Below are 23,622 nucleotides of genomic sequence, written 5' to 3'. Positions count from 1 at the left end.
CACCCCCTGGCCCCTGCCCGGCAAACCCGGAGCGGGGGTTTTGGTCGTCGACAAGCTTGTCGACGGTCCCCTGTGGCGGAACTATACCCCCTGGGGTATGGTTTCTACCGTGGGGTCTCGATGGGGACCTCCGCTTCAGTGTGCATAACTGTTGAGAGAAGAGGCCCTCCTTGTCCACCCCTACCGACACCACCCGCAGATCAGATACCGCCGCCGTCACCCTGACCGCGGGGCTTGTCGCACTGCTGGTCCTCGTCTCCGCCATGCCCCCGCTGGGCACCGCCGCGTATCTCGCCGGCCTGCCCATGGCCGCTGAGGATCTCGGCATCACCACCGGTGCCGCCCAGCTCACCCTCACCGTCTACATCATCGGTCTGGCGCTCGGCCAGATCGTCATCGGGCCGCTGTCCGATAGGTTCGGCAGGCGACGTCCGCTACTGGTCGGCATCCTTGCCTTCGTGCTGTTCAGCATCTCCATCTCCTTTGCCCCCACCCTGGAGATCATGCTGGTCCTGCGCCTGTTCCAGGGTATTGCGGCCAGCTCCGGCATGGTGCTGGGACGTGCGATCGTCCATGACATGGTCCAGGGTGATCGCGCCGCACGTGCCCTCAACGTGATCACCGCCGCCGGCCTCATCGTCCCGGCCCTGGCACCGCTGCTGGGTTCGCTGATCCTCGCCTTCGGCACCTGGCGCACCATCTTCCTCGTGCTCGCAGGCCTGGGCGCGGTGGTCGGTGTGTGGAGTTTCATCCGCATCCCCGAAACCCACGGCGTGCGCGCGCAGAGTGGACCGGGCGGTCCCGGCAAACGCCCGGCGGCCACCCCGAACATGCTGCGCTTTGTCATGTACACCGCCGTGGTCAGTTTCTCCTTCATGGCGATGTATTCCTATGTCTCCTCCGCGCCGTTTGTGTTCCAGCAGCTTCACGGGTTCACGCCGGCAGGGTATGCCACCACCGGTGCTGTGCTCTCGCTGATCATGGCCGGTGTGGGTATCGCGGGTTCCCGGTTCATCGGCCGTGAGACCCCCTTGGGCACCTTCACCGCGGCGCGTGCCGTGGGCGCCGGCCTGGTGGTGCTGTTCTTCGGCGCGGTGCTGGTGCTTGCCACGGTGCTGTTTGAGCTGCATGTGGCCTGGTACATCGCAGCCCTGGCTGTGGCCGTTGCCCCGGTGGCATTGATCTCCGGTAGTGCGACCGCCCTGGCGATGGATTCCAGCCCCCTTCGCGGCGGTGCCTCCTCCGCGGTGATCGGATTCTCCCAATCGGTGCTCGGTGCCATGGCCCCACCACTGGTGGGCATCCTCGGTGTGGACGCCCGCCCCATGGCCGTGGTCTTCGTCGGTGCCGCGCTCCTCGGGCTCATCGCCGCGTGGATTGGGCGTCCCCGGGTCTAGCCACTAACCCTCCGAGCAGGCCAGGGTCTGATTGATCAGTTCAACCGGAGCACCCTGCGTGGCCATTGCTGCAGTGTCATAGCAGGGATAACCGGTGATACCGGTACGTCGTTTGGGGCGAGATCCTTCTGTTTGGTTTTATCTTTGTGCTCTTCTGGTTCGTGGATATTGTAATCCTCCACGTGGCAACGAGGGGGTTGATCTGAATGCTGGGAAATAGTAATCACCACTGCAGTCAGTTCAGTTTGTAGACGGTCAGGCAGATATTTTGGGCGCTATCGCTAAACGGGTTTTAGATATGCATGGAAGAGATCCCACTCAGAATATCTAGGTCATGGTGTTGGGTAGGTGGGGCCCAATGTAGCCGATGTATATATGGCCGTTAATGGCCATTGCATCGTAATAATGCATCCGTGGTGCCTGTCCGCCATCTTGGGCGAGGCGGAAATGAGCCTCCATGTAAATTTGCTCAGATGGATGGACTTCTTGGGGGACGTGGAGTTCACGGGCTCCCCTAAAACGTGAATTGTTGCCAACTGTTTTTGACTCTCGTGGGGCGTGATCAACCGCAAAAGTTTGTGCGATTTGATCATCTCTCAAATACCTTTCCACGCTGCCATATTTCTCATAATCTACCGCATAATCCTCCAGAGTCTGGAGCGCATTCCAGCAGCGCCTCGCGATTGTTGCGCTTGTTGGGCGATCATCAAGGGACTCAGTTGTTTTATGGTCGCCCGTAAATACTATATGCGGTAATTCATGTTCAATTCTGCCGAGGAGCTCTATGAGGGAGTCTGGGCTCACCGGTGGTGGGGAGTATGCTTCTTCAGGCAGATTGGCCTTCGATAACTCCTTGTAGAATTTACGGTTGAGTTCTTGGACTGAAAATAGAGAATCTTCCATCTCCGCGTATTCTCGGTTGAGGATTTTCAGGTCTTTTTCGTATTTCTGCGCCTTGTTTGCCTGAAGGAGAAATTTATTTCGGAGTTCTTGGATCTGGGAATCTGCATCGCTTCCTTTTTCGGCGAGCGAGACTAATGAGATCAACCCTTCTTCTGTGAGATCAATCCCGGTTGTTCCCAAATTGCTAATCTCCAAAATCTGCTGCAGCGTAGTAATCAAAGAATGCTGTGGAAGGGCTTTTTCCTCTATGGAGGTAAATTCGAAAGGGGCATGTTCGGGAACAGGTGGTGCAGGTTTAGGTGTAGGTTTGCTCTGTCTTTCGGGAACAGGTGGTGCAGGTTTAGGTATGGGCTTGCTCTGCGGTCCAAGGTCGCGACTCATGGCCTGGCGAAGTTCATCTGACCGCAGGGATTTTTGCTCAGGCCGAATATTGAAGATCTGGTCTACTTCTCGTGTTACTTCCAGATCGCCTAAACGAGAATCTGCCTCAATAAGAGTTTGCGGAAGTTTTACTCGTAATGACACGGAGCGTGCCATATAATATAACCGGTTTTGGAGCCGTCGCTGGGCTTGGGGGTCGCTAATGGCAGTAGCAATTTCGGCTTTGGAAAACCACCTATGGCGCCGTGGGTCGTCAACCTTATTGGTGTTTACCATAGGCTGAAATGCTCGAACGGAAGAGGGGAAAACTTTGTAGTCTTCTGGAACGCGATTATTGAATGATTCGGTAGCGTCTGCGTCCAGTAGCCAGATAGTCGCCATGCCAGGGATTTTGGTGAAGATCTTTTCTTCTAGCGTTTGGCGCCATATTTCTTGGTTTGAATTGGGGGCTGTTCCCGCAATAAAAGCAATCGTCGAACGTTCCGGATTCTTCAGGACATAATTGATAAGGTCATCGACGGAATCTTCATTGACCACTTGCGGGGCTGGTGAATATCGGATGAAGGGAGATGTATCAAATAGGTCAATTTGGTGATCCCATGCCGACTCAAATAGAGCATCGCTGATTTTTGGAGGTTGGTAGGGTGATTCTTCATCCGGTGCGATGCCATCAATCTGAACCCAAGAATCAATACCGTCTGTTGCCCAGGTAATAACGACTAAATAGTCCCCTTGGCCGAAATTAACAATGTCGGTAATGCGCACAGTCGATATGTTTTGATCCGCGAATTCTTCGTGACGGGCACGACGATTGTCGCTAATCTGACCAAAGTTGCCTTGGCGTCCGAGTGCTCCTAGGTTCGGATTCTCCCGTTTTCTAGAAGAAATCCACCTTCTCCACCCTTCCTCTGCTACCTCACGTAAAGCTTGTGAGTTGCTCGATTGATAAATGGCACGGTGTCTTAAAGGCATCTGAACCCCCTTCAGGTTTCGGGAACGGGTGAGCTAATTCAAGGCTTGAGTTTTAATTAAATTAGGGGCGGGTGCTGGGAAATGCCTGCCCATAATTCTACATTGGTTAGGATTAATTATAGTGTTCAAAGTTTAAGCAGAGTTCATTTCGAATTATTAGTGCACAAGCTAATTTTAATCTCTATTTGGAGATGGTTCCTCAGGTGGAATAGCTAATCTACTATCATAGGGTTCTATGAGGAATTAGAACCTAAGAATTTTCCTAATAAGTCCTCAGTACTCTGTATACGAAGATGTCCGCTTAGCTTCGAGGGAGACCTGATTTTTGAGGACGTTGGTCCCCTGTGCACAGAGGACCGTGATCACCCCTCCGAGCAGGCCAGGGTCTGATTGATCAGTTCAAGCGGAGCGCCCCGCGTGGCCATCGCTGCAGTGTCATAGCAGGGATAACCGGTGGTGGTGGACTCCCCGTCGGGGGCGTACATCTGCCAGGAATCATTTACCCACTGGAAGATGCGTACATAGTCGCTCTGGTCCTGGCCACCGCGGGCCCAGCCCGATTCGCAGAACAGTAGGCCGTCGACAAAGTCATGGCCATCTGCCTGGAAGGCTGCCGGATCACAGGAGGGGCCCGGCGCCGGAGCCGGAGTAGGAGGTGGTGCCGCGGTGGTCTGCTGGGTGATGGTCTGGGTGGTTTCCTCCACCGAAACGGTGTTGGTGACTGTGCGGTCTTCCGGCTCAGGCGCCGCAGAAGTCTCGGTCACGGTCTCCACCGGTGTGGTCGCCGGTGTGGTCATCGGGGTGGTCATCGGGGTGGTGGAGGTTGTGGTGGTATCCGCAGCAGAGGTGGAATCATCGGAATCCCGGGTGGCCCACATCCACCCGATGACGATCGCCGCGATGAGCAGCAGCACACCCAACACGGTGGCGATGGTCGTGAGTGTCCGGTTCTGATCGCGGACCTCCTCCCGGGCCTCATCCCGCCCGTCCCCGTATCCATCCTCCGGGGGCGGTGTGTAACCCGGATACTGATTGTTCATATCGGTCATGTCCTGCTCCTTCTCCCGTGTCCAACTCTTCTGTCAATCGTGACATGGAAACAGGCCCGCCGGCCCCCGGCCCAGGACAAATTTGCATAACAAAACCCCGACGCCACCTACAGCGCGCCGGGGTCAAGATATCAACTCATCACGCCTTCGAGAACCTCGCGATGGCGTCGGAGACCTCCTTCAGTTTCGCGTCCAGTTCCTCGCCACCCAGTTCGGCGGCGTCGCGGACGCAGTGCCTCATGTGGTCCTCCAGCAGGCCGAAGGCCACATTCTTCAGGGCGGAGTTGACCGCGGAGATCTGCGTGAGGATGTCAATGCAGTACTGTTCCTCATCGATCATCCGGTGGATACCACGCGTCTGGCCCTCGATGCGCTTGAGCCGGGCGAGGTAGCGCTTCTTCTCGTCGATGTAGCCGTGCTGGTGCTCATCGCTGCTTCCACAGCACACCTGGTCACTGGTGGTCATGAGACAGGCCTTCCTTCATGGGTGGTGGAGAATCCGCGCAGGCGCAGGGAGTTGGTCACGACGAACACGGAACTGAACGCCATGGCCACACCGGCGAGCATCGGGTTGAGGAACCCGGCGGCGGCCACGGGGATGAGGACGACGTTATAGGCGAACGCCCAGAACAGGTTGCCCTTGATGGTGCCCAGGGTGCGCCTGGACAGGCGGATCGCATCGACCGCGGAGCGCAGATCGTTGTTCATCAGGGTGATGTCGGCGGCCTCGATGGCCACGTCGGTACCCGCGCCCATCGCCAGGCCGAGGTCGGCCTGCGCGAGCGCCGCCGCATCGTTGACACCGTCGCCGACCATCGCGACGTTGCGGCCCTGCGCCTGGAGCTTGTCGACGATCGATACCTTCTCATCCGGCATCACCTCAGCGATGACATGCTCCGGCGCGATACCCACCTCCGCTGCCACCACCCGGGCGGCACCCAGATTGTCACCGGTGAGCAGCATGGGGGTCAGGCCGAGTTTCTTCAAACCGGCAACAGCCTCGGCGGAGGTCTCCTTCACGGTGTCGCGCACGGTGATCACACCGGCGTTGACACCGTCGATCATCACCACCACGGGGGTGGCTCCCTGCTCCTGGGCCTGGGTGAATGAGGCGGAGAGGGCGTCGTCAAGCGTGCTTGAGGGGCGACCCACGGTGACCGTGCGGCCGCCGACCACGCCCGTCACGCCGCGCCCGGCGGTGTTCTGGAAGCCGGTGACCTCGGGTAACGCGGTCTTGGGGGCGGCGGCGATCGCCTGGGCGATGGGGTGTTCGGAGGCGGATTCCACGGCGGCGGCCAGCGTGAGAACCTCGTCGCGGTCGAAGCTGGGGGCGACGGCGACATCGTGGACCGACATCACGCCGGAGGTGACGGTGCCGGTCTTGTCCATGACGATGGTGTCGACCTTCTTGGTGGATTCCAGGATCTCCGGGCCCTTGATCAGCAGACCCAGCTGTGCGCCGCGACCGGTGCCCACCAGCAGGGCGGTGGGGGTGGCCAGGCCGAGCGCACACGGGCAGGCGATGATGAGCACCGCGACGGCCGCGGTGAAGGCGGCGGCCAGACCGTTGTCGGTGAAGAGCAGATGACCGGCCAGCGTGAGGATCGAGATGACGATGACCACCGGTACGAACACCTGGGAGATCCGGTCCACCAGACGCTGGACGGGCGCCTTCTTGGACTGCGCCTCGGTGACCAGCTTGGCCATCTGCGCCAGGGTGGTATCCGACCCGATGCGGGTGGCCTCCACGAGCAGGCGGCCGGAGGTGTTGAGCGTGGCGCCGGTGACCTTGGAGCCCGTGGTCACCTCGACGGGAATGGATTCACCGGTGAGCATGGACTCATCCACCGCGGAGGAACCGTCGGTGACGCGGCCGTCGGTGGCGATCTTCTCACCCGGGCGCACGATGAACACATCGCCGATTGCGAGCTGGCTGATCGGGATGCGCACCTCATGGCCATCGCGGATGACCGCGGCGTCCTTGGCGCCCATGTCCAACAGCTTCCGGAGTGCCTCCGAGGACCGGCCCTTGGCCTTCGTCTCGAACCAGCGGCCCAGCAGCAGGAAGGTGATGACCACCGCGACGGTCTCCAGGTAGATCTCATCCATGGAGGAATCGGTGGGGAACAGGTGCATCTCCATGGTCATCCCGGGCATGCCGGCATTACCGATGAACAATGCCCACAGCGACCACAGATAGGCGGCCGTGGTGCCGAGCGAGACGAGCGTGTCCATGGTGAAAGACCCGTGGCGAAGATTCGCCCAGGTGGCCTTATGGAACGGTGCGCCACCCCAGAAGAACACCGGAGTGGTCATGGTCAGCACCGCCCACTGCCAGTTGGTGAACTGCAGTGCGGGGATCATGCTGAGCAGCATGATCGGCACCGCCAGGATCGCGGAGATGATCAGGCGGTGTTTGAGGTCGTCGGCCTCGGCGTCGCGGGCGGCGTCGATACGCTCCTGGCCGGTGGCATCGGCAGGCGCCTCGGGGGAGGCGGTCTCCGGGGTGGTGGTCGACAGCGCGAAGGCACCGTAACCGGCACCCTTGATGGTGTCGATGAGCAGATCCTCGTTGACCTTCGCCGGATCGTATTTCACCGACGCCGATTCGGTGGCGTAGTTGACGGACGCCTCCACACCATCGACCTTGTTGAGTTTGCGTTCCACGCGCGCGGAACAGGACGTACAGGTCATACCCGTCACGCCGAGATCAAGCTCAATCAGATTCACCGCCCGTGGCATGGTGTCCATCGCTGATCAATCCTCCCTTTCGCAGTATGTTTCACTACCCTTCAGGGTATACCCCCTGGGGGTATAGGGCAAGGGTGGGAATGACAAAACCCACCGGCCGTGGCCTGTGCCACGCGGTGGGTTTGATCAGTCTCCGAGAAACGACGCGTTAACCGACGCTCTCCAGGGTGCGCACGTTGATGTTCTCGCCGACCAGGTTGATGTTGAGGCCACCTTCGACCACGTCGATGCTGTTGATCTCCAGGCCACCGGCGACCTGATCCACGCTGGCCTGCAGGCCCTCGGTCAGTGCGCGGGAGATATCCTCCGGCAGGGCGATGCCGAACAGCTGGGAATCCAGAACCTCGAAGGCCAGCTGGCCGTTGAGCACGATGGGGCGCATGTTCAGGCGTGCGGCGCCATCGGTGAATTCGACCTCCACGGCCTGGGCATCCACATTGGAGCGCACGTTGGTGATCTTCACCAGTTCCTGCACCAGACGCTCAGCCAGACCGGCATCCTCACCACTGGTGGCCTTGGCCATCTCAGCCTGGACGGTGGCCAGGATGAACTCATCCGGGGCGAAGGTGGTCAGATCGAAGGTGCCGGCCACGGGATTGTCCATGTCGGCGGTGCTCAACTCACCGAGCACGATGGTTGCCTCCGGGGTGCCGGAGATCTCCGGGACGCTGCCGGCCCCACCGGGGTAGGTGATCTCCAGGGTCTCGGGGACATCCACGGCTACATGCTTGATGCTGCCCTGCGCCAGACCCAGCAGCAGGGGATAGGTGCCGAAGGAGACGGAGGGGTCCTCCTCCACGGTCAGTCCCTGCTCCGCCGCCTGCTGGTTGAATTCCGACTTCAACTGGTTACCGATGAACCAGCGCAGCCCGAACTCGGCGACGAGAAGCAGAATGACAACAACCACCACGATGGTGATCAGGACCTTGGGAACAACCGAACTCTTTGTTTTAGCCACGCACCCAGTGTTCCCTATCCCTCCGACGCGTGCCGGATGCACCCCGCAAAAGTGGCTGAAAGGTTGCTGGCAATGCCGCACCGGAGGCCTCGGCAATCAGGCGTCGACAAGCTCAGTTCGGCGCGACCACGTCCCACGGCACGGTGAGCAGGGCGTCGCCGACGCGACGGCGGGAGACCTCGATGGGCCAACCCTGATCGATGAGCATGGCGCGGGCCTTCTCCCAACGCACCCGGGGGCCATAGGGTTCCCAGCCAGCGGCGTAATCCCAGGCGGTGTCAGCCGCGGTGAGCAAAGAGTGGATCTTCTCGCCGGGCACATTGCGGTGGATGAGCACCTTGGGCAGGCGCTCGGCCACATCCGAGGGGCGCGACACACCCCACGGGTGCCAGGCCAGAGTGAGGGTCTGTGGGCCGCTCGCGTCCAGCAGGATCCAGCTGCACCGCCGACCGATCTCGTCGCAGGTGCCCTCGATGAACACCCCGCCGGGAGCCAGGCGCGAGGTCACCGTGGTCCAGGCCGCCTCGACCTGCTCCACATCATATTGACGCAGGACATTGAAGGCGCGGACCACCTGCGGTTGATAGCCGGCGAGTTCGAAACCGCCGAGCTCGAAGCTGACGCCACCCTGCGGGGGTAGGACGCGCTCGGGGTTGATCTCGAGGCCGATGACGGTGGCGCTATCACGCATGCGGTGGATCCAGCGCCCCCACTCCACAGTGGTCGTGTGGCTGGCGCCGTAACCGACGTCCAGGACCAGCGGGTTCTCGGCCTGGGCCAGCAGGCCGCGGATGCGGGAATGATGAAAGCACCACCGGTCGAACCGCCTGAGACGGTTCACACCGGTGGTGCCCCGGGTGATCACGCCGATCGGTTTAGCCGCTTTGACCTTGGCAAAGTCGGCGCGCAGGTTGTGTGCGTGATCGGCCATGAAATAGTGCTGTTAGAGGTTCTCGGAGATCCACTTCTCGGTGAGGGCGCCTTCGTTGGCGAAGAGCTCACCGAGTGCGTCAGCAACCTTCGGCTCGATGGCGGGGCCCATGAACGGGATGTTGACGGAGACCTCGTTGTTGTAGGCCAGGGTGGTGGTGGCGTCATCGCCAGCGACACCGATGGTGCCCTTGAAGTCGACCGGGGTGCCCTTGACGTCGGCGTTGTAGTCGAGGTGCGCGGTGCCGTCGGACAGTGCGCCGACGGTGATGGTGCGCTTGACCTTCAGCGCCTGGCTGATCATCGCGCGGACGGCCTCGGGGAGGACATCGAGGGGGAGAACCTCGAAGAGGACGACATCTGCGCCGCCGTCGGTTGCAGTGAAGGAGTTGACCTCGCCCGGCTCGGGGGAGAGGTTCTGGGCGATGTAGGCCCAGTATTCCTGGTTGGTGAAGGCCTGATGGACCTTCTCGAGGGGCTGATTGATCGTTACGGTGTTTTCGGTACGCGTTGCCATGAGGATAAGACTACCGTTAATGGGGTGTTGGATTCATCGCTGACCCAGGAAATCGCCGCAGTCGACGGCGCGGAACTCGATCCGGACGTGACGTTCGCGGATCTGACCACCCTGCGTATCGGCGGAAAGCCCAGGCTTTCCGTCCGCTGCGCCACCACGGGGGCCGTGGCCGAGGTGGTCCGGTTGCTGGACCGCTCCTCCGTCCCACTACTCGTCGTCGGCGGGGGCTCCAACCTCGTGGTCGCCGACGGTGAGCTGGATGTGGTGGCCGTGATCATCGAGGCCGCGGACATCACCCTCAACCTGGCTAACAGCGTGGTTGTGGCCGAGGCCGGCGCGGAATGGGACGACGTGGTCTCCCTGTCCGTGGATGCAGGCCTGGGTGGCATTGAGTGTCTGTCCGGCATCCCCGGATCCGCCGGCGCCACCCCGGTGCAGAACGTCGGCGCCTACGGCGTGGAGATCTCCGATGTGCTCACCCGCGTCCAGCTGCTTGACCGCGGCACGGGCGAGGTCGCGTGGGTGGACGCTGCATCCCTGGAGCTGGCCTACAGGTACTCCAACCTGAAATTCACCAACCGCGCCGTGGTGCTCGCCATCGAATTACAGCTTCGCGACGACGGGCTCTCCGCCCCCCTGCGCTTCGGCGAACTGGCCCGCCGCCTGGCCGTCTCCGCAGAGGAAAACGCCGCCGGTACGGTGCGCCGCCCCGTCGCCCTGGTCCGCGAGGCCGTGCTGGAACTGCGCCGCGCCAAGGGCATGGTCGTGGAAACCACCGACCACGACACCTGGTCCGCCGGCTCCTTCTTCACCAACCCCATCGTGGACCCCGCGCTCGCGGATCAGGTGCAGGCGCGCGTAGCCGCGGAACGCGGCGAGGAGGAGGCCGCCCGCATGCCCCGCTACCCGGCAGGGGAGGGCAAGGAGAAGCTCTCCGCCGCCTGGCTGATCGAGCGCGCCGGGTTCGCCAAGGGCCACCCGGGGGTTGGTGCCCGCGCCGGCTTATCGACGAAACACACCCTCGCCCTCACCAACCGCGGCGACGCCACCAGCGAGGACCTCGTGGCACTGGCCAGGGAGATCCGGGATGGGGTGTACGCCGTTTTCGGGGTGACTTTGGTGCCGGAGCCGGTGTGGGTGGGCGTGAAAATTGATTAAGAAGCTGGTCGATGCGGGTTACCCGGATCTGGAATCACTCAACGGCATCGACTACGCCGAGCTGATCTCTCTGCCTGGGGTGGGGCCGCGCACACTGGAACGGATCCAGGAACAACTGGCGGAAAGGGGCATGTCGCTGGGTGGGACTATCCCGGTTCTTCCGGCTCGGGGCGCCACCATCACACCGGGACATACCGGGGTCAGTGCACCGGACATCAAAACCCGCATCACCTCAGTGGACCCGGTGGATTTCATCAATGGCCTGGAGACCCCGCGCACCTGCTCCTGGAAATTTTCAACCGTGTCACGGGGGTGGAGCCACGGATGTGGGGACCGTCAATGATCGGGTACGGCCAGGTTCACTATGTCTCCCACACCGGCCGTGAGGTTGACTGGTTTGCAGTGGGTTTCAGTCCCCGGAAAGCCAAAATCTCCCTTTACGGTTTGGAGGGAGATGAGGAACTGCTGGCTCAACTGGGTAAATACACCCGCGGTGTCGGATGTGTGTACATCAATAAGCCTGAGGATGTGCGCCTTGATGCACTCGAGGACATGATCCGGGTGGCCTGGGCGGGGCAAAAGTGAGGGTCTGAAACTAGGTTTCCCAGACCTGGGCCCTTGCGTTCCACCGGCCCGCGGTAATTTCCCCGCTGAGCAGGGGATTGAGACAGTCTCCGGCGTAACGCAGCGAGGCCGGCAGCTGATGGTACTCGGTGGGGTACTCGGCGAAGTTTTTCGCGGCTGTTGCGAAGCCCTTCTCCCACTGCGGTGACGGAGCAAGCAGCTGCCGGGGTAAAACGATCTGGCGTCGTTGCTGTTCATGGTGAAGATTCCCGGTAAGGCGTCCAGCATCAATATCTACAGCCTGGATAATACGGACAATGTCCGCCAAATCGCGATATCTGGTAGAAGGTCTGTCTCTGTTTCTGCCATGAGGCTCGTACATGGCGCAGATTTTGTCCGCCAGATGGTTTTCCACTGCCACCACCGGCACCCGGGGCAGGCTCTGCAGGGTTTCGTGCTCAATCACCGGGGATAAGGGGAGCAGGTCTACTGGGCCATGCACATGTCGTCGATGGGTGATGTCGATGACGAAAGTGTCGAACATCCGGTTGCCCAACCATACAGTTACCGGGATTTTCGTAGTAGCAGTACCGTAACCAAAAGCGTCTGGCTCTGCATGCGGATCGATTCTGTCGAGCCTGAAACGGAAAGGATCCAGATCGTTGCCATTATTGGTTAAGACCTGCAGTTCATCCAGGACGCTGGCAGGGTCTTCCCACGGGGTGTCGCGGGCGAGGTCTATATCCCTCGTAAAACGCCCTCCACCGGTAAGGATCAACAGTGCATTTCCACCCAGCAACATCCACCCAGGCTCATCTGCACGGAAGAGGCGCTTGAAAAAGAGGGCGAAAACGTACTGCTTGCGGATGAGTTGAGAATCTACTCCTCGTGCTCGGGCCTCCTTGTTGAGCTGATTTTCCAACACGCGCCGCAATCGTTGGAGATTCTGTTGATCCCGTGGATTCCCCACAGAGTCAATCATCGTTCTCTTCCTCTACCGTATTAAGGGGTTGACCACCACGAGGATCGTGCTCCTCGGCAGGTGGGGGAGGGGAGGGAATAGTTCCGGGAAGTCGACTCATCCCGGCCCCAGCATCCGATAACCCGGGGGCCTGTCGCAAGACCTGCTGCAATGTCTCGGTGAATTGAGCCATCACCTGTTTCTGTCCATGCGCGAAGGCGCCATCGTCTAAGAACGTGGATAAGGAAGCACGGATCTCTTTTCGAAGGAGCTGTTCCAGCTCCGGAGTAATCAATTCTGACATCGTGGCCTGCCAGGAATTAGGGGCCAGGCGAGAATCAGGTGGGAAAAAACCAGTATGATTCAAGAGTGACTCGACCAACTCGCTGCCGCTGTCAGCGCCGTAGGAATATACATGGGGGAATAGCCGCTCGGCGAGATCGGTGACCACCACATTGTGTTCTGCCACAGCATCGCGCACCACACGGGCCAGATGATCGAAATCCACCGCTGCCTCCGCCAGATCTGCGACCGTACGGGGCACGGAGGTCACAGGGAGACCGTCAATCCAGACTCGGTCGTGGGGTGGAACCTCCTGGCGGTGAAATTGGATATCCGGCTGGGTAGTCTGACGTCGGGCTGGAGAAGAGAATTCATGACGCGCCGGTACGAGATCCCCCAGATGGTGTACCCCTGCTGCCGAGATATGGGAAACGGTCACAGGATCATCCGCGTGGAGTCGGCTTTCGGCTGCCAGGTCTGGTTCCGTAGACAGCCACGTGGCCTGCAAGTCCTGGAAAGGCCCGTGCCGGGCGGAAGGAAGGGCGTAGACGCCATGACGAATTCGCTGAAGCGTCCCCCGGGCGCTCATGCGAGATAACCATAAGCGGTCGATCCCTAGAGCTCGGGCTTGGGCAGTGGTCACCAAACCCCATTGGGAGGAACCGAAAATCTCTAATTCCTCTAAAACGCTGGCCGCCCGCACAGTTCCTCCTGGAAAAGTATCAAATAGACGAAACATTTTCAGCTGTTATGGCTTTAATTGTATCATCTAAGGGATACAATCCAAGCTATATTCCAATCTGGGGCCGAGACCTTCGTTAACTACTCCACAGTCGCTGTTCTTCAACTCCTTCTTGCACTAGAAGACTCCGCAGCGCGAGCTTTGCGTACATTGAGGGGCCGGATGCCACCCAAACCAATCGCAAAGGGGCGCCACCCGGCGAATTGCTCCCCGCGGTGGCGCCCCTCCGTGTAAATCTCTGCCTAGTGCTGGTGCTTCTTCAGCAGTTCCTCCTGCACTTCACGGCGGCGGATCTTGCCCATCTGGTCGCGGGGCATCTCCTCGAAGTGGTAGAAGGTGCGGGGGACCTTGTAGCGGGTGAGGTTCTCGCGGGCGTAGGTCTTCAGGCCCTCTGGGTCCAGGGCGGCGCCTTCGACGAGGGTGATGGCGGCAACGACGTTCTCGGCGCCGTCTTCACGGGGCATGCCGACGACGGCGATGTCCTCGATGTCGGGGTGCTCGGCCAGGACTTCTTCGACCTCGGCGGGGTAGACGTTGAAGCCACCGGTGATGATGACCTCCTTGATGCGAGCGACCAGGCGGATGAAGCCGTCCTCCTCCATGACACCGACATCACCGGTGCGGTACCAGCCGTCGTGGAAGCTCTTCTCGGTGGCTTCTTCCTGGTTGAGGTAACCCTTGAACACCTGGGGGCCCTTGACCAGGACCTCGCCCTCGGTGCCGTCGGGCATGGTTTCCTCTGGGTTATCGGGGTTGGCAATGCGCACCAGGGTGTCGGGGAAGGGGATACCCACATAGCCGGGGCGGCGGTTGCCGTCCATGGGGTTGCCCACGATCACCGGTGAGGTCTCGGTCAGTCCGTAGCCCTCCACGAGGCGGCCACCGGTGTGGGATTCCCAGCGATCCACGGTGCGTACCGGCAGGGTGGAGGCACCACAGAAGGAGTTGCGCACACCCTTGATCGGGATGCCCTGTTCCTCGGAGGCCTCGACAATTTTTTCGTACAGGGTGGGCACGCCCGGCAGCCAGGTGGGGGTGTGTTTTTTCATGATGTCCATGATCAGGTCGATGCGTGGGGTGGGCAGCAGCACCATCTCGCCGCCGATGAAGACGGACAGGGTGCCCACCATGGTCAGGCCGTAGGCGTGGAACATCGGCAGGGCACCGAGCATGCGCTCCTGCTTGTCGCCCAGCCCCGGCACCCAGGACTTACCCTGCAGGATGTTGGCGAACAGGTTGCCGTGGCTCAGCTGCGCACCCTTGGGGCGGCCGGTGGTGCCGGAGGTGTAGAGGATCAGTGCGGTGGTGTCCTTGGTTACGGACTCCTCGGAGACGATGTCCTCACCGAGGCCACCCATCGCGGAGCTGGTCAGCACCTCATAGGGGACGGTGTTGGGGGCGGCACCGGACAGGGCCTCGCGGCTCTTGCGCAGCGCGGGGATGGGCAGTTTGAGGGCGAAGCGCTGGAGGGGTGGCATGGCGTTGATCATGTTCACGGACACGATCGTCTCCAGGGCGGTGTCGGCACGCAGGCGCTCCAGGGTGGAGGCCGCCTTGTCCCAGGCGATGGCCACACGCGCACCGTGGTCCTTGAAGGGTTCCCGCAGCTCATTGGCGGTGTAGAGCGGGTTGTGCTCGATGACCACGGCACCGAGTTTGAGCACGGCGTAGAACGCGGCGATGTGCTGTGGACAGTTGGGCAGGACGATGGCCACGCGGTCACCGGGGCGCACGCCGAGGGCGCGCAGGCCGGCGGCGACACGACGGACCTCCTTGTCCAGCTCCCCGTAGGTCTGGGTGCGGCCGAAGAAGTAGGTGGCGGATCTCTCCGCATTGATGGCCAGGTTATTGTCATAGACGTCCAGCAGCGTGTTGTCGCCGTAATCCAGTGAGTGGGGGGTCCACTCCGGGTAGTGCTCCAACCAGGCTCTGGTTTCAAATGCCGACATGGGTGTTCCTCCAAGAATGTTCTTCACCGTCACTATCTTTTTCCGAGTATATAGAGGGCACCTAAAGCCGGGTCCCGCACAGCATCCCTAGAATGAATCCATGCGCGTAGCCATGATCTCGATGCACACCTCGCCCCTGCAGCAGCCGGGCACCGGTGACTCCGGCGGAATGAATGTCTATATCCTGTCCACGGGCACGGAACTGGCCAGACAGGGTGTGGAGGTGGACATCTTCACCCGCGCCACCCGCCCCTCCCAGGGGGAGGTGGTCCAGGTGGCCCCCAACCTGCGGGTGATCAACATCGTTGCCGGCCCCTATGAAGGCCTGGCCAAGGAGGAGTTGTCCACCCAGCTGGCGGCGTTTGCCGGTGGTGTCCTGGAATTCACCCGCCGGGGTGGCATCGAATATGACCTCATCCACTCCCACTACTGGCTGTCCGGCCAGGTGGGGTGGCTCATGCGGGATCTGTGGCGCATCCCGCTGGTGCACACCGCTCATACGCTCGCCGCGGTGAAGAACTCCTACCGCGCCGATGAGGACACCCCCGAATCCGAGGCCCGCCGCATCTGTGAGCAGCAGCTGGTGGACAACGCCGATGTGCTGGCGGTGAACACCCAGGAGGAACTGTCGGATCTGGTGCACCACTATGATGCCGATCCCAGCCGGATCAGTGTGGTCTCACCCGGTGCCGATATCGCGCTGTACACCCCCGGCAATGACCGCGCCACCGAGCGGTCCCGCCGTGAGCTGGGTGTTCCGCTGCATGCGAAGGTGGTGGCCTTCGTCGGTCGCCTCCAGCCCTTCAAGGGCCCCCAGGTGCTCATCCATGCGGTCGCGGAACTGCTGGAGCGTGATCCGCAGCGCAACCTGCGGGTGCTGATCTGTGGTGGTCCCTCCGGACCGAGCGCAACCCCCGAGACCTACCGCAACCTGGCAATCGAGTTGGGCGTCGACAAGCGCATCCGTTTCCTCGACCCACGCCCGCCCGAGGAGCTCGTCGCCGTCTACCGCGCCGCCGACATCATCGCGGTGCCCAGTTACAACGAATCCTTCGGCCTGGTGGCCATGGAGGCCCAGGCGACCGGAACCCCCGTGGTGGCCGCGCGCGTGGGTGGCCTGCCAGTCGCGGTTGCGGAGGGGGAGACCGGGCTGCTCGTGGACGGGCACGACCCGGCCCTGTGGGCCGACACCCTGGCCACGCTGCTTGACGACGACGAGACCCGCATCCGCATGGGCCAGGACGCCGTGGAACACGCCCGCAACTTCTCCTGGGCGGCCACCGCGACACAGCTGTCCTCCCTCTACAGCGAGGCCACCACCGCCGAATGCGACGGGGGGATCCCGCGCCGGGCGGATGGTGCGCGCTGGGATTAAGGTGGGGGTGATGTCCCCATTGTTGGGTGATTCAGCAAGCAATACCCCGGGCGAAGTGGCAAACTGTTGGTTATGACTAACGGAAAACTGATTCTTCTTCGTCACGGACAGAGTGCGTGGAACGCCTCCAACCAGTTCACCGGATGGGTGGATGTCAACCTGACCACCATCGGCGAGGCCGAGGCCAAGCGCGGCGGCGAACTACTCGTGGAGAACAATGTTCTGCCCGACGTGGTCTACACCTCCCTGCTGCGTCGTGCGATCCGCACCGCCAACCTGGCACTGGATGCCGCCGACCGCCACTGGATCCCCGTGGTGCGCGATTGGCGTCTCAACGAGCGCCACTACGGTGCGCTGCAGGGCCTGAACAAGGCCGAAACCAAGGACAAGTACGGCGACGAGCAGTACATGGCATGGCGTCGTTCCTACGGCACCCCGCCACCGGAGCTCGCCGATGACGCCGAGTACTCCCAGGCTGGCGACGTGCGGTACAAGGACCTCGAGTCCGTCCCGCGCACCGAGTGCCTCAAGGACGTCGTGGAGCGTTTCATCCCGTACTTCGAGGAGGAGATCCTCCCCCGCGCCAAGAAGGGTGAGAACGTCCTGGTCGCCGCGCACGGCAACTCCCTGCGCGCCCTGGTCAAGTACCTGGACAACATCTCCGACGATGACATCGCCGAGCTGAACATCCCCACCGGCATCCCACTGGTCTACGAGATCACCCCAGAGGGCACCGTGGTCAACCCCGGTGGTACCTACCTCGACCCCGAGGCTGCCGCCGCAGGTGCAGCCGCCGTGGCCAACCAGGGCGGCAAGTAGGACCTGGTTGCAATTTAAGGACAGTACTGTCGGTTTTAGGTGAACACTTTTTTCGCATTCCTCCTGGGCGCGGCCATTGCTGGCCTCGCCTTACCTGCCTACGGCTGGGTGAAGGAACGGCTCCGCCGACATAAGTCCGCCACCACCCTCGTGGAGAACCAGGTGACCACGGTCGGCCAGGTTCTCCACCTGGCCATTCAGGGCTCGCCCACCGGTATCACCGTGGTGGACCGCACCGGGGAGGTCATCCTCTCCAACAGCCGGGCCCACGCGCTGGGTATCGTGCACCAACGCACCGTCAACAGTGATGTCTGGCGGGTGGCGCAGGAAGCCTTCGATGACAAGGACACCCACACCCTGGACGTCAACCCCTCGGTCAACCCCCGTCGCCCGGGTAACCGGGTCACGGCGGTGCAGGCGGTCGTCAAACCCCTGACGCTTATCGACGACCGCTTCGTCATCATCTACGCCACCGACGAATCCGAGAATGTGCGCATGGAATCCGCCCGCCGTGATTTCGTGGCCAACGTCTCCCACGAGCTCAAGACCCCCGTCGGTGGCATGGCGCTGCTGGCGGAGGCCCTCATGGAAGCCGTCGATGACCCGGAACAGGTGGAATACTTCGGTACCCGCCTGCACCGGGAGGCCCACCGCATGGCCGATATGATCAACGAGCTGATCTCCCTGTCCAAACTGCAGGGTGCGGAACGTCTGCCCGACATGGAGCCGGTCAAGGTCGATGACATCATCGACGAGGCGATCGAGCGGACCCAGCTCGCTGCCGACAACGCCCAGATCGAACTGGTCCGCGGTGACCGCACCGGCGTGTGGGTCAGCGCCGAGCGATCCCTGCTGGTCACAGCCCTGGCCAACCTGATCAGCAACGCCATCAACTACTCCCCGCAGTCCATGCCGGTCTCGGTGTCCCAGAACGTCCGCAATGATGTGGTGATGATCCGGGTGACCGACCGAGGCATCGGAATCGCACCGGAGGATCAGGGCCGTGTCTTCGAGCGTTTCTTCCGGGTGGACAAGGCCAGATCCCGGCAAACCGGCGGAACCGGTCTCGGATTGGCTATTGTCAAACATGTGATGGCTAATCACGGCGGTAATATCAGTCTCTGGTCACGGCCGGGAACAGGCTCCACCTTCACCCTTGAACTACCCGTGTACCACCCAGAATCAGAAGCCCCCGCTGAAACCCCCCAGCGTGTGGGTCGGGATTCCACGCTTCGCTCGACCGCGTCCAAGGTAACCGGACGCCGAAAGGAAAAAACATGACGACCATCCTGATCGTTGAAGATGAGGAATCGTTGGCGGATCCTTTGGCCTTCCTCCTCAGAAAAGAAGGCTTTGACACCATCATCGCAGGCGATGGTCCCACCGCACTCGTGGAATTCAGCAGAAACGACATTGACATTGTCCTGCTCGATCTCATGCTGCCGGGCATGTCCGGAACCGATGTGTGCAAGGAACTGCGCCTGGTGTCCAACGTGCCGGTGATCATGGTGACGGCGCGTGACTCCGAGATCGACAAGGTTGTCGGTCTGGAACTCGGCGCCGATGACTATGTGACCAAGCCGTACTCCTCCCGCGAGCTCATCGCCCGCATCCGCGCGGTGCTGCGCCGCCGCGGGGACACCGAGGCCGAGGCCGCCGAGGATGACCTCGACGACCAGGTCCTCGAGGGTGGACGCGTGCGCATGGATGTGGACAGCCACACCGTCACCGTCGACGGAAAGGCGGTCAACATGCCGCTGAAGGAATTCGACCTGCTGGAATACCTCCTGCGCAACGCCGGCCGTGTGCTCACCCGCGGTCAGCTCATCGACCGCATCTGGGGTGCCGATTATGTCGGCGACACCAAGACCCTGGATGTCCACGTCAAGCGGCTGCGCTCCAAGATCGAGGAGGAGCCCTCACGCCCCCGTCACCTCGTGACCGTGCGCGGGCTGGGCTACAAGTACGAGCTGTAGAACCGTCTGATCACATGCACAAGGCGGGTGCCATCTCCCGGGTCTGGGGAGGTGGCACCCGCCTTCCGGCATGTCAGGAACTGATGGCTTCCAGCGGGGCGGTGCGGGAGGCCATGTGCGCCGGGATGAGCGCTGCGATCGCACCGATGACCACCGCGGCCAGGAGCATCCAGCCGATCTGGGTCCACGGGAACTCCACCGGGGCCATGCCACGGCTGCGCAGGGCACTGACCACACCCCAGCCCAGGAAGGTACCCACCGCGATGCCGAAGATCGCACCGTGGAGGGACAGGATCACCGATTCCAGGGTGACCATGGTTCTGATCTGTGTGCGCTGCACGCCGTTGGCCCGCAGGATCCCCAGTTCCCGGGTGCGTTCACTCAGGGAGAGGAACAGGGTGTTGACGATGCCGAGCACCGCGATGACCACCGCCAGGGCGAGCAGACCGTAGACGATGCCGAGCAGCTGGTTGATCTGGGTGCCCAGGCCGCCGCGGAACTCATCCTTGTTCTTGACCTGCACCACCAGGAACTGGCTGACCGCCTGGGTGAGGTTCTCCCGCAGCTGCTGGTCGGTGACAGACCCATCCGGGGTGATGAACACCTGGGAGCGGTGATAGGCCGACGGTGAGGTCAGGACACGTTCGGCGGCCGGGAAGTTGATGGCCATGTGGCCGAGCAGACCGGTTTCCGCGTACACACCGGTGATGGGGATCCGGATGCCACCATCGGCGCCATAGGGGTTGAGGGTGATGGTGTCACCCACCCCGAGATCGGACTGGCTGGCGTATGTCGTGGAGATCATCGCCCCCGGTTCCTCATCGGTAAAGGCCTCACCGGAGCGCACGGAGATGTCCATGAAGGTGTCGATATCACCCCGGAACACGGTGGTGGCCTCATTGTCCCAGCCGTTGGCCTGCAGGGGGGCGGTCATCAGCACGCCGAGATCCTCCACGCCCTCGGTGGTGGCCACATGGGGTGCCACCGCAGCCGACAGCGACAGTGATCGGGAACCACCGGCGGGTTGGCCGGGGACGGCGGTACCACCGATGGAATCGAGGACGAAGGAGGCCGTGATGGAGGATTCCACCGTATTGAACACGCTGGCCCGGGTGGTGGCGCCGATGACACCCACACACGAGACCAGCCCCACGCTCAGGGTCACCGCGAGGGCGGTGGTGGCCGAACGACGCGGGTTGCGCAGGGTGTTGCGCTGGGCGAGACGACCGATGGCGCCGAAGGGCGCACACACCACCACACCCAGGGTCCGGCTGATCGCCCGCACCAAACCCGGACCGATCAGGGCGATACCGCTGAACAGCAGCAGCGCACCGACGGCGATGAGACCCAGCCGGGGCTCGGTGCCCAGTTCCTCATCATTGACCGCGGAGACCAACCCACCGGCGACGATGATGCTGATGGCCAGGGTGATCAGGGCGGTGGCCAGCAGAGTGGCCGTCATCGACCGGGTGAACCGCCGGTTGTCGGCTGATTCGAAGGCCTGGACGGGTGGCAGATTACCTGCGCGCCGTGCCGGTGCGATGGCGGAGATGATGGTCGCGGCCAGCGCGAAGAACAACGGGATGAGGAAGGCACCGGTGGCGTAGGAGATCTCGATGGAGGACAGTTCACTGCCGGTCTGGTTGAGGATGATCACCAGCGCGTGGATCACCGCCACACCCACCACCAGGCCCAGGACACCACCGATCAGGCCGATGACAACGGCCTCCATGACCACGGAGAAACCGATCTGGAAGGAGGACACCCCGATGCTGCGGAGCAGTGCGAACTCACTGGTGCGCTGGCCGACGATCATGGCGAAGGTGTTGGCGATGATGAAGGCACCCACGATCAGTGCGATCACCGCGAAGGCGATGAGGATGTAGGTGATGAACTCCAGCTGGCTGGCGGTATCCCCGGTGGTGCGCTCGATGATCTGCTCGGGCAGCAGCGGGGTGAGGAACCGGTAGGTCCGCCCGATCTGGTTGCGCACCTCCATCGGATCCACCCCGTCGTGGACCGCGATGACGATCTGGGAGGCGTTGGATCCGTCGGTGAACAACTCCAGATAACGATCCTCGGCGAACCCGATGCCGACCCAGCCGGCCACATCCGATTTCGATTCAAACACCCCGGAGATGTTCGCCTCGATGCGTTCGGTCGGGGTGATCACGGTGACCTCATCACCCACCTGCAGGTCCCCACGGTCGGCGGCGGAGACATTGACGATGATCTCATCATCGTCCACCGGCGCCCTGCCCTCGGTCACCTCGGGTTCCGGTCCGACCCAATTACCGGGTTGGTAGACGGCGAAGGGGTGGGTGCCGGACGACCCGGCCTGCAGCGGTTCACCGGAGGAATCGGTGAGGATGAGGGCGGACTGCCCCACCGCCGAGGTACCCGACGGCATGCCGGGACCGTCACCGACGATGTTGACGGCCCGGACCTGCGGGTAGGCCTTGATCTCCTCGACCACCTCGAAGGGGACACCCGCACGGTTGTTCTGGGTGCCGATGACACCGACATCCACGCCCTCCACGCCGGCGTCGATGATGGACAGGAATGACCGCTCCAGGGAGTCGGTGAGCAACAGCGATCCACAGAGGAACGCGGTGCCCAGGACCACGGAGAGGATGGTCAACGCCATGCGCACCTTGTTGGCCACCACGCTGCGCCAGGTGGTTTTGCGGAGGGGGGAGTGCAGGAAGGTGGACACTGTGCCCGGGCGGCTGTGTGCGTCCTGTTCCCCGGCTACACCTCGGTGAGAGATATCAGACCTCCTCGTCGGTGAGTTTCGTGTGGTTCATCCAGATCGTTCCCCGCCACCGGCACCAGTACCGGCAGCCGGCACCCGTTAGCCGTGGGGGACATCAGAACATATAAGTTCCCCCATCTTAACCGCCGGGGTGGACAGGATCGTTACACAGCACTGTCCCGGCGGACTGATCCCTACTCACTGAGGCCGGCCTTCCGGTCGGCCTCAGCCCGGTCCCACTGTCCTGATCTGACGAGCGCGGTGGTGGGGTGCGTGCTGAAGAGGCTGTCCCGTGCCGACGGTGACAGGGTCTCCTCCACGGCCTCGGCGGCGGTGGCACGGTGGCGCAGATGGGTGGCCAGCACCTCGTAGGATTCATCGCCCATCAGGGCGCGCAGCTCGTTTTCCTGGGTGATCCACACCGGTTCGCCGCCGGTGTGGCACCTGGGGGAGGTGGTGCAGAACCAGTCGAAATCCTCCCCGCCGTTGCCCCAGCCGCGGCGGTTGTACTCGGTGATGGTGGTGCGCAGGATCTCGTGGCCGTCGGCACGCTCCTCGTAGGCCTCCAGTCGGCGCAGCGGGACCTGCCAGCAGACCTCGGGCTTGACGACGGTCAGGTCGCGTCCTTCCGCAGCGCCCCACTGATGTAGCGCGCATCCCGGGCCGGTCGCCCACCCGCGTCGGTTGGCGAAGATGCAGGCGCCATCCACCGTGCGGGTTTTCAGTGCGGGCTCCGGATTGCCGTCCTCGTCATCGAGCTCATCCCACTCCAACCAGGGCTCGATTTCCGTGCCGTCATCGGTCGCGTAGAACTCCTTCACCCCCGCGGGACGCAGCTGCCAGTACTTCGCGGGCATCTCCGCGACGGCGTCATACAACTGATCGCGGTCGGTCTCATCGGCGAGGAAGGCACCGTGGGTACAGCACCCCACATCAGTGTTAGTGCTGTCCACTCCCAGACAATCGGGGGTGCCGAACGTGCAGTTCCAGTGGGATTCCAGCCACGTGAGATCGATGCTGAACTGATGATCAACATCCGTTGGATTGGTGAATTCATACCATTCACGAGGGAAATCAGGAGGAAGCTCCTCACCCCTGCGGATGGAGGCGGCAGCGGGGGAGGTTTCCGGGAAACCGAGGAAAACCGAGGACGAAGAAGACCAATTCACACTTTGTCACCCTA

18 protein-coding genes and 2 pseudogenes are annotated in these 23,622 nt (G+C 62.1%); 7 read left to right on the top strand and 13 right to left on the bottom strand.

Annotated elements, in window-relative coordinates:
• The first annotated feature begins 170 nt into the window (after positions 1-170).
• A complete protein-coding gene (locus H9627_RS04590) occupies positions 171-1,397 on the top strand; it encodes a multidrug effflux MFS transporter (RefSeq protein ID WP_191732823.1) in 1,227 nt (408 codons plus the stop codon).
• A 327-nt stretch (positions 1,398-1,724) separates the two neighbouring features.
• Here the strand turns inward: H9627_RS04590 and H9627_RS04585 are convergent, their stop codons facing one another.
• From H9627_RS04585 to H9627_RS04555, 7 genes are all read right to left on the bottom strand, one after another.
• A complete protein-coding gene (locus tag H9627_RS04585; protein WP_191732822.1) occupies positions 1,725-3,653 on the bottom strand; it encodes a hypothetical protein in 1,929 nt (642 codons plus the stop codon).
• A 362-nt stretch (positions 3,654-4,015) separates the two neighbouring features.
• Positions 4,016-4,702: a hypothetical protein gene (locus H9627_RS04580; protein ID WP_191732821.1), complete on the bottom strand. Its 687-nt coding sequence runs from the start codon at positions 4,700-4,702 to the stop codon at positions 4,016-4,018.
• A gap of 139 nt (positions 4,703-4,841) precedes the next feature.
• A complete protein-coding gene (locus H9627_RS04575) occupies positions 4,842-5,168 on the bottom strand; it encodes a metal-sensitive transcriptional regulator (RefSeq protein WP_191732820.1) in 327 nt (108 codons plus the stop codon).
• Positions 5,165-7,453: a heavy metal translocating P-type ATPase gene (locus H9627_RS04570; RefSeq protein WP_191732819.1), complete on the bottom strand. Its 2,289-nt coding sequence runs from the start codon at positions 7,451-7,453 to the stop codon at positions 5,165-5,167. Before H9627_RS04570 ends, H9627_RS04575 begins: the two co-directional genes overlap by 4 nt.
• Before the next feature lie 148 nt (positions 7,454-7,601).
• On the bottom strand, positions 7,602-8,411 hold the full coding sequence (locus tag H9627_RS04565; RefSeq protein ID WP_191732818.1) for an LmeA family phospholipid-binding protein: 810 nt from the start codon (positions 8,409-8,411) through the stop codon (positions 7,602-7,604).
• A gap of 112 nt (positions 8,412-8,523) precedes the next feature.
• Positions 8,524-9,342, bottom strand: coding sequence for a methyltransferase domain-containing protein (locus H9627_RS04560; protein WP_191732817.1), 819 nt, complete (start codon positions 9,340-9,342; stop codon positions 8,524-8,526).
• Positions 9,343-9,354: 12 nt separating this feature from the next.
• A complete protein-coding gene (locus H9627_RS04555) occupies positions 9,355-9,858 on the bottom strand; it encodes a DUF2505 domain-containing protein (RefSeq protein ID WP_191732816.1) in 504 nt (167 codons plus the stop codon).
• A gap of 24 nt (positions 9,859-9,882) precedes the next feature.
• On the opposite strand from H9627_RS04555, the gene H9627_RS04550 reads away from it, so the two are divergent.
• Both H9627_RS04550 and H9627_RS04545 read left to right on the top strand, forming a co-directional pair.
• Entirely contained in the window at positions 9,883-11,016 is a 1,134-nt protein-coding gene (locus H9627_RS04550) for a UDP-N-acetylmuramate dehydrogenase (RefSeq protein ID WP_191732815.1), read from the top strand.
• Positions 11,009-11,601: pseudogene (locus H9627_RS04545) on the top strand (DUF1801 domain-containing protein). The gene H9627_RS04550 and the pseudogene H9627_RS04545 overlap by 8 nt, the downstream one beginning before the upstream one ends.
• Before the next feature lie 10 nt (positions 11,602-11,611).
• Here H9627_RS04545 and H9627_RS04540 read toward each other — a convergent pair.
• From H9627_RS04540 to H9627_RS04530, 4 genes and pseudogenes are all read right to left on the bottom strand, one after another.
• Positions 11,612-12,562, bottom strand: a complete 951-nt coding sequence (locus H9627_RS04540; RefSeq protein WP_191732814.1) for a nucleotidyl transferase AbiEii/AbiGii toxin family protein — start codon at positions 12,560-12,562, stop codon at positions 11,612-11,614.
• Entirely contained in the window at positions 12,555-13,049 is a 495-nt protein-coding gene (locus H9627_RS14310; protein WP_263599095.1) for a hypothetical protein, read from the bottom strand. The genes H9627_RS04540 and H9627_RS14310 overlap by 8 nt, the downstream gene beginning before the upstream one ends.
• A 321-nt stretch (positions 13,050-13,370) precedes the next feature.
• Positions 13,371-13,562: pseudogene (locus H9627_RS14365) on the bottom strand (type IV toxin-antitoxin system AbiEi family antitoxin domain-containing protein); the annotation flags it as partial.
• Between the two features lie 245 nt (positions 13,563-13,807).
• Positions 13,808-15,514: a long-chain-fatty-acid--CoA ligase gene (locus tag H9627_RS04530; RefSeq protein ID WP_191732812.1), complete on the bottom strand. Its 1,707-nt coding sequence runs from the start codon at positions 15,512-15,514 to the stop codon at positions 13,808-13,810.
• A 100-nt stretch (positions 15,515-15,614) separates the two neighbouring features.
• Between H9627_RS04530 and mshA the strand changes: the two genes are divergently transcribed.
• The 4 genes from mshA (at position 15,615) to H9627_RS04510 (ending at position 19,684) form a co-directional block, all read left to right on the top strand.
• Entirely contained in the window at positions 15,615-16,889 is a 1,275-nt protein-coding gene (mshA, locus tag H9627_RS04525; RefSeq protein WP_191732811.1) for a D-inositol-3-phosphate glycosyltransferase, read from the top strand.
• A 72-nt stretch (positions 16,890-16,961) separates the two neighbouring features.
• The gene (locus H9627_RS04520) at positions 16,962-17,708 is read left to right on the top strand and encodes a phosphoglyceromutase (RefSeq protein WP_191732810.1); all 747 of its coding nucleotides are present in this window, start codon (positions 16,962-16,964) and stop codon (positions 17,706-17,708) included.
• Between the two features lie 39 nt (positions 17,709-17,747).
• Positions 17,748-18,989 carry a sensor histidine kinase gene (locus H9627_RS04515; protein ID WP_191732809.1) on the top strand — a complete coding sequence of 414 codons (1,242 nt, stop codon included), beginning with the start codon at positions 17,748-17,750 and terminating at the stop codon, positions 18,987-18,989.
• Positions 18,986-19,684, top strand: a complete 699-nt coding sequence (locus H9627_RS04510; RefSeq protein ID WP_191732808.1) for a response regulator transcription factor — start codon at positions 18,986-18,988, stop codon at positions 19,682-19,684. The genes H9627_RS04515 and H9627_RS04510 overlap by 4 nt, the downstream gene beginning before the upstream one ends.
• Before the next feature lie 73 nt (positions 19,685-19,757).
• On the opposite strand, the gene H9627_RS04505 is transcribed toward H9627_RS04510, so the two are convergent.
• Positions 19,758-22,331 (bottom strand): ABC transporter permease, encoded by a 2,574-nt coding sequence (locus H9627_RS04505; protein WP_191732873.1) that lies wholly within the window; start codon positions 22,329-22,331, stop codon positions 19,758-19,760.
• 302 nt (positions 22,332-22,633) lie between these two features.
• Positions 22,634-23,608, bottom strand: a complete 975-nt coding sequence (locus H9627_RS04500) for a hypothetical protein (RefSeq protein ID WP_191732807.1) — start codon at positions 23,606-23,608, stop codon at positions 22,634-22,636.
• Positions 23,609-23,622 lie beyond the last annotated feature (14 nt).

Source organism: Corynebacterium gallinarum, from assembly GCF_014837045.1.
Classification (GTDB): domain Bacteria; phylum Actinomycetota; class Actinomycetes; order Mycobacteriales; family Mycobacteriaceae; genus Corynebacterium; species Corynebacterium gallinarum.
The sequence above is the reverse complement of the archived record's forward strand: the minus strand, read 5'-3'. Positions and strand labels throughout refer to the sequence as shown.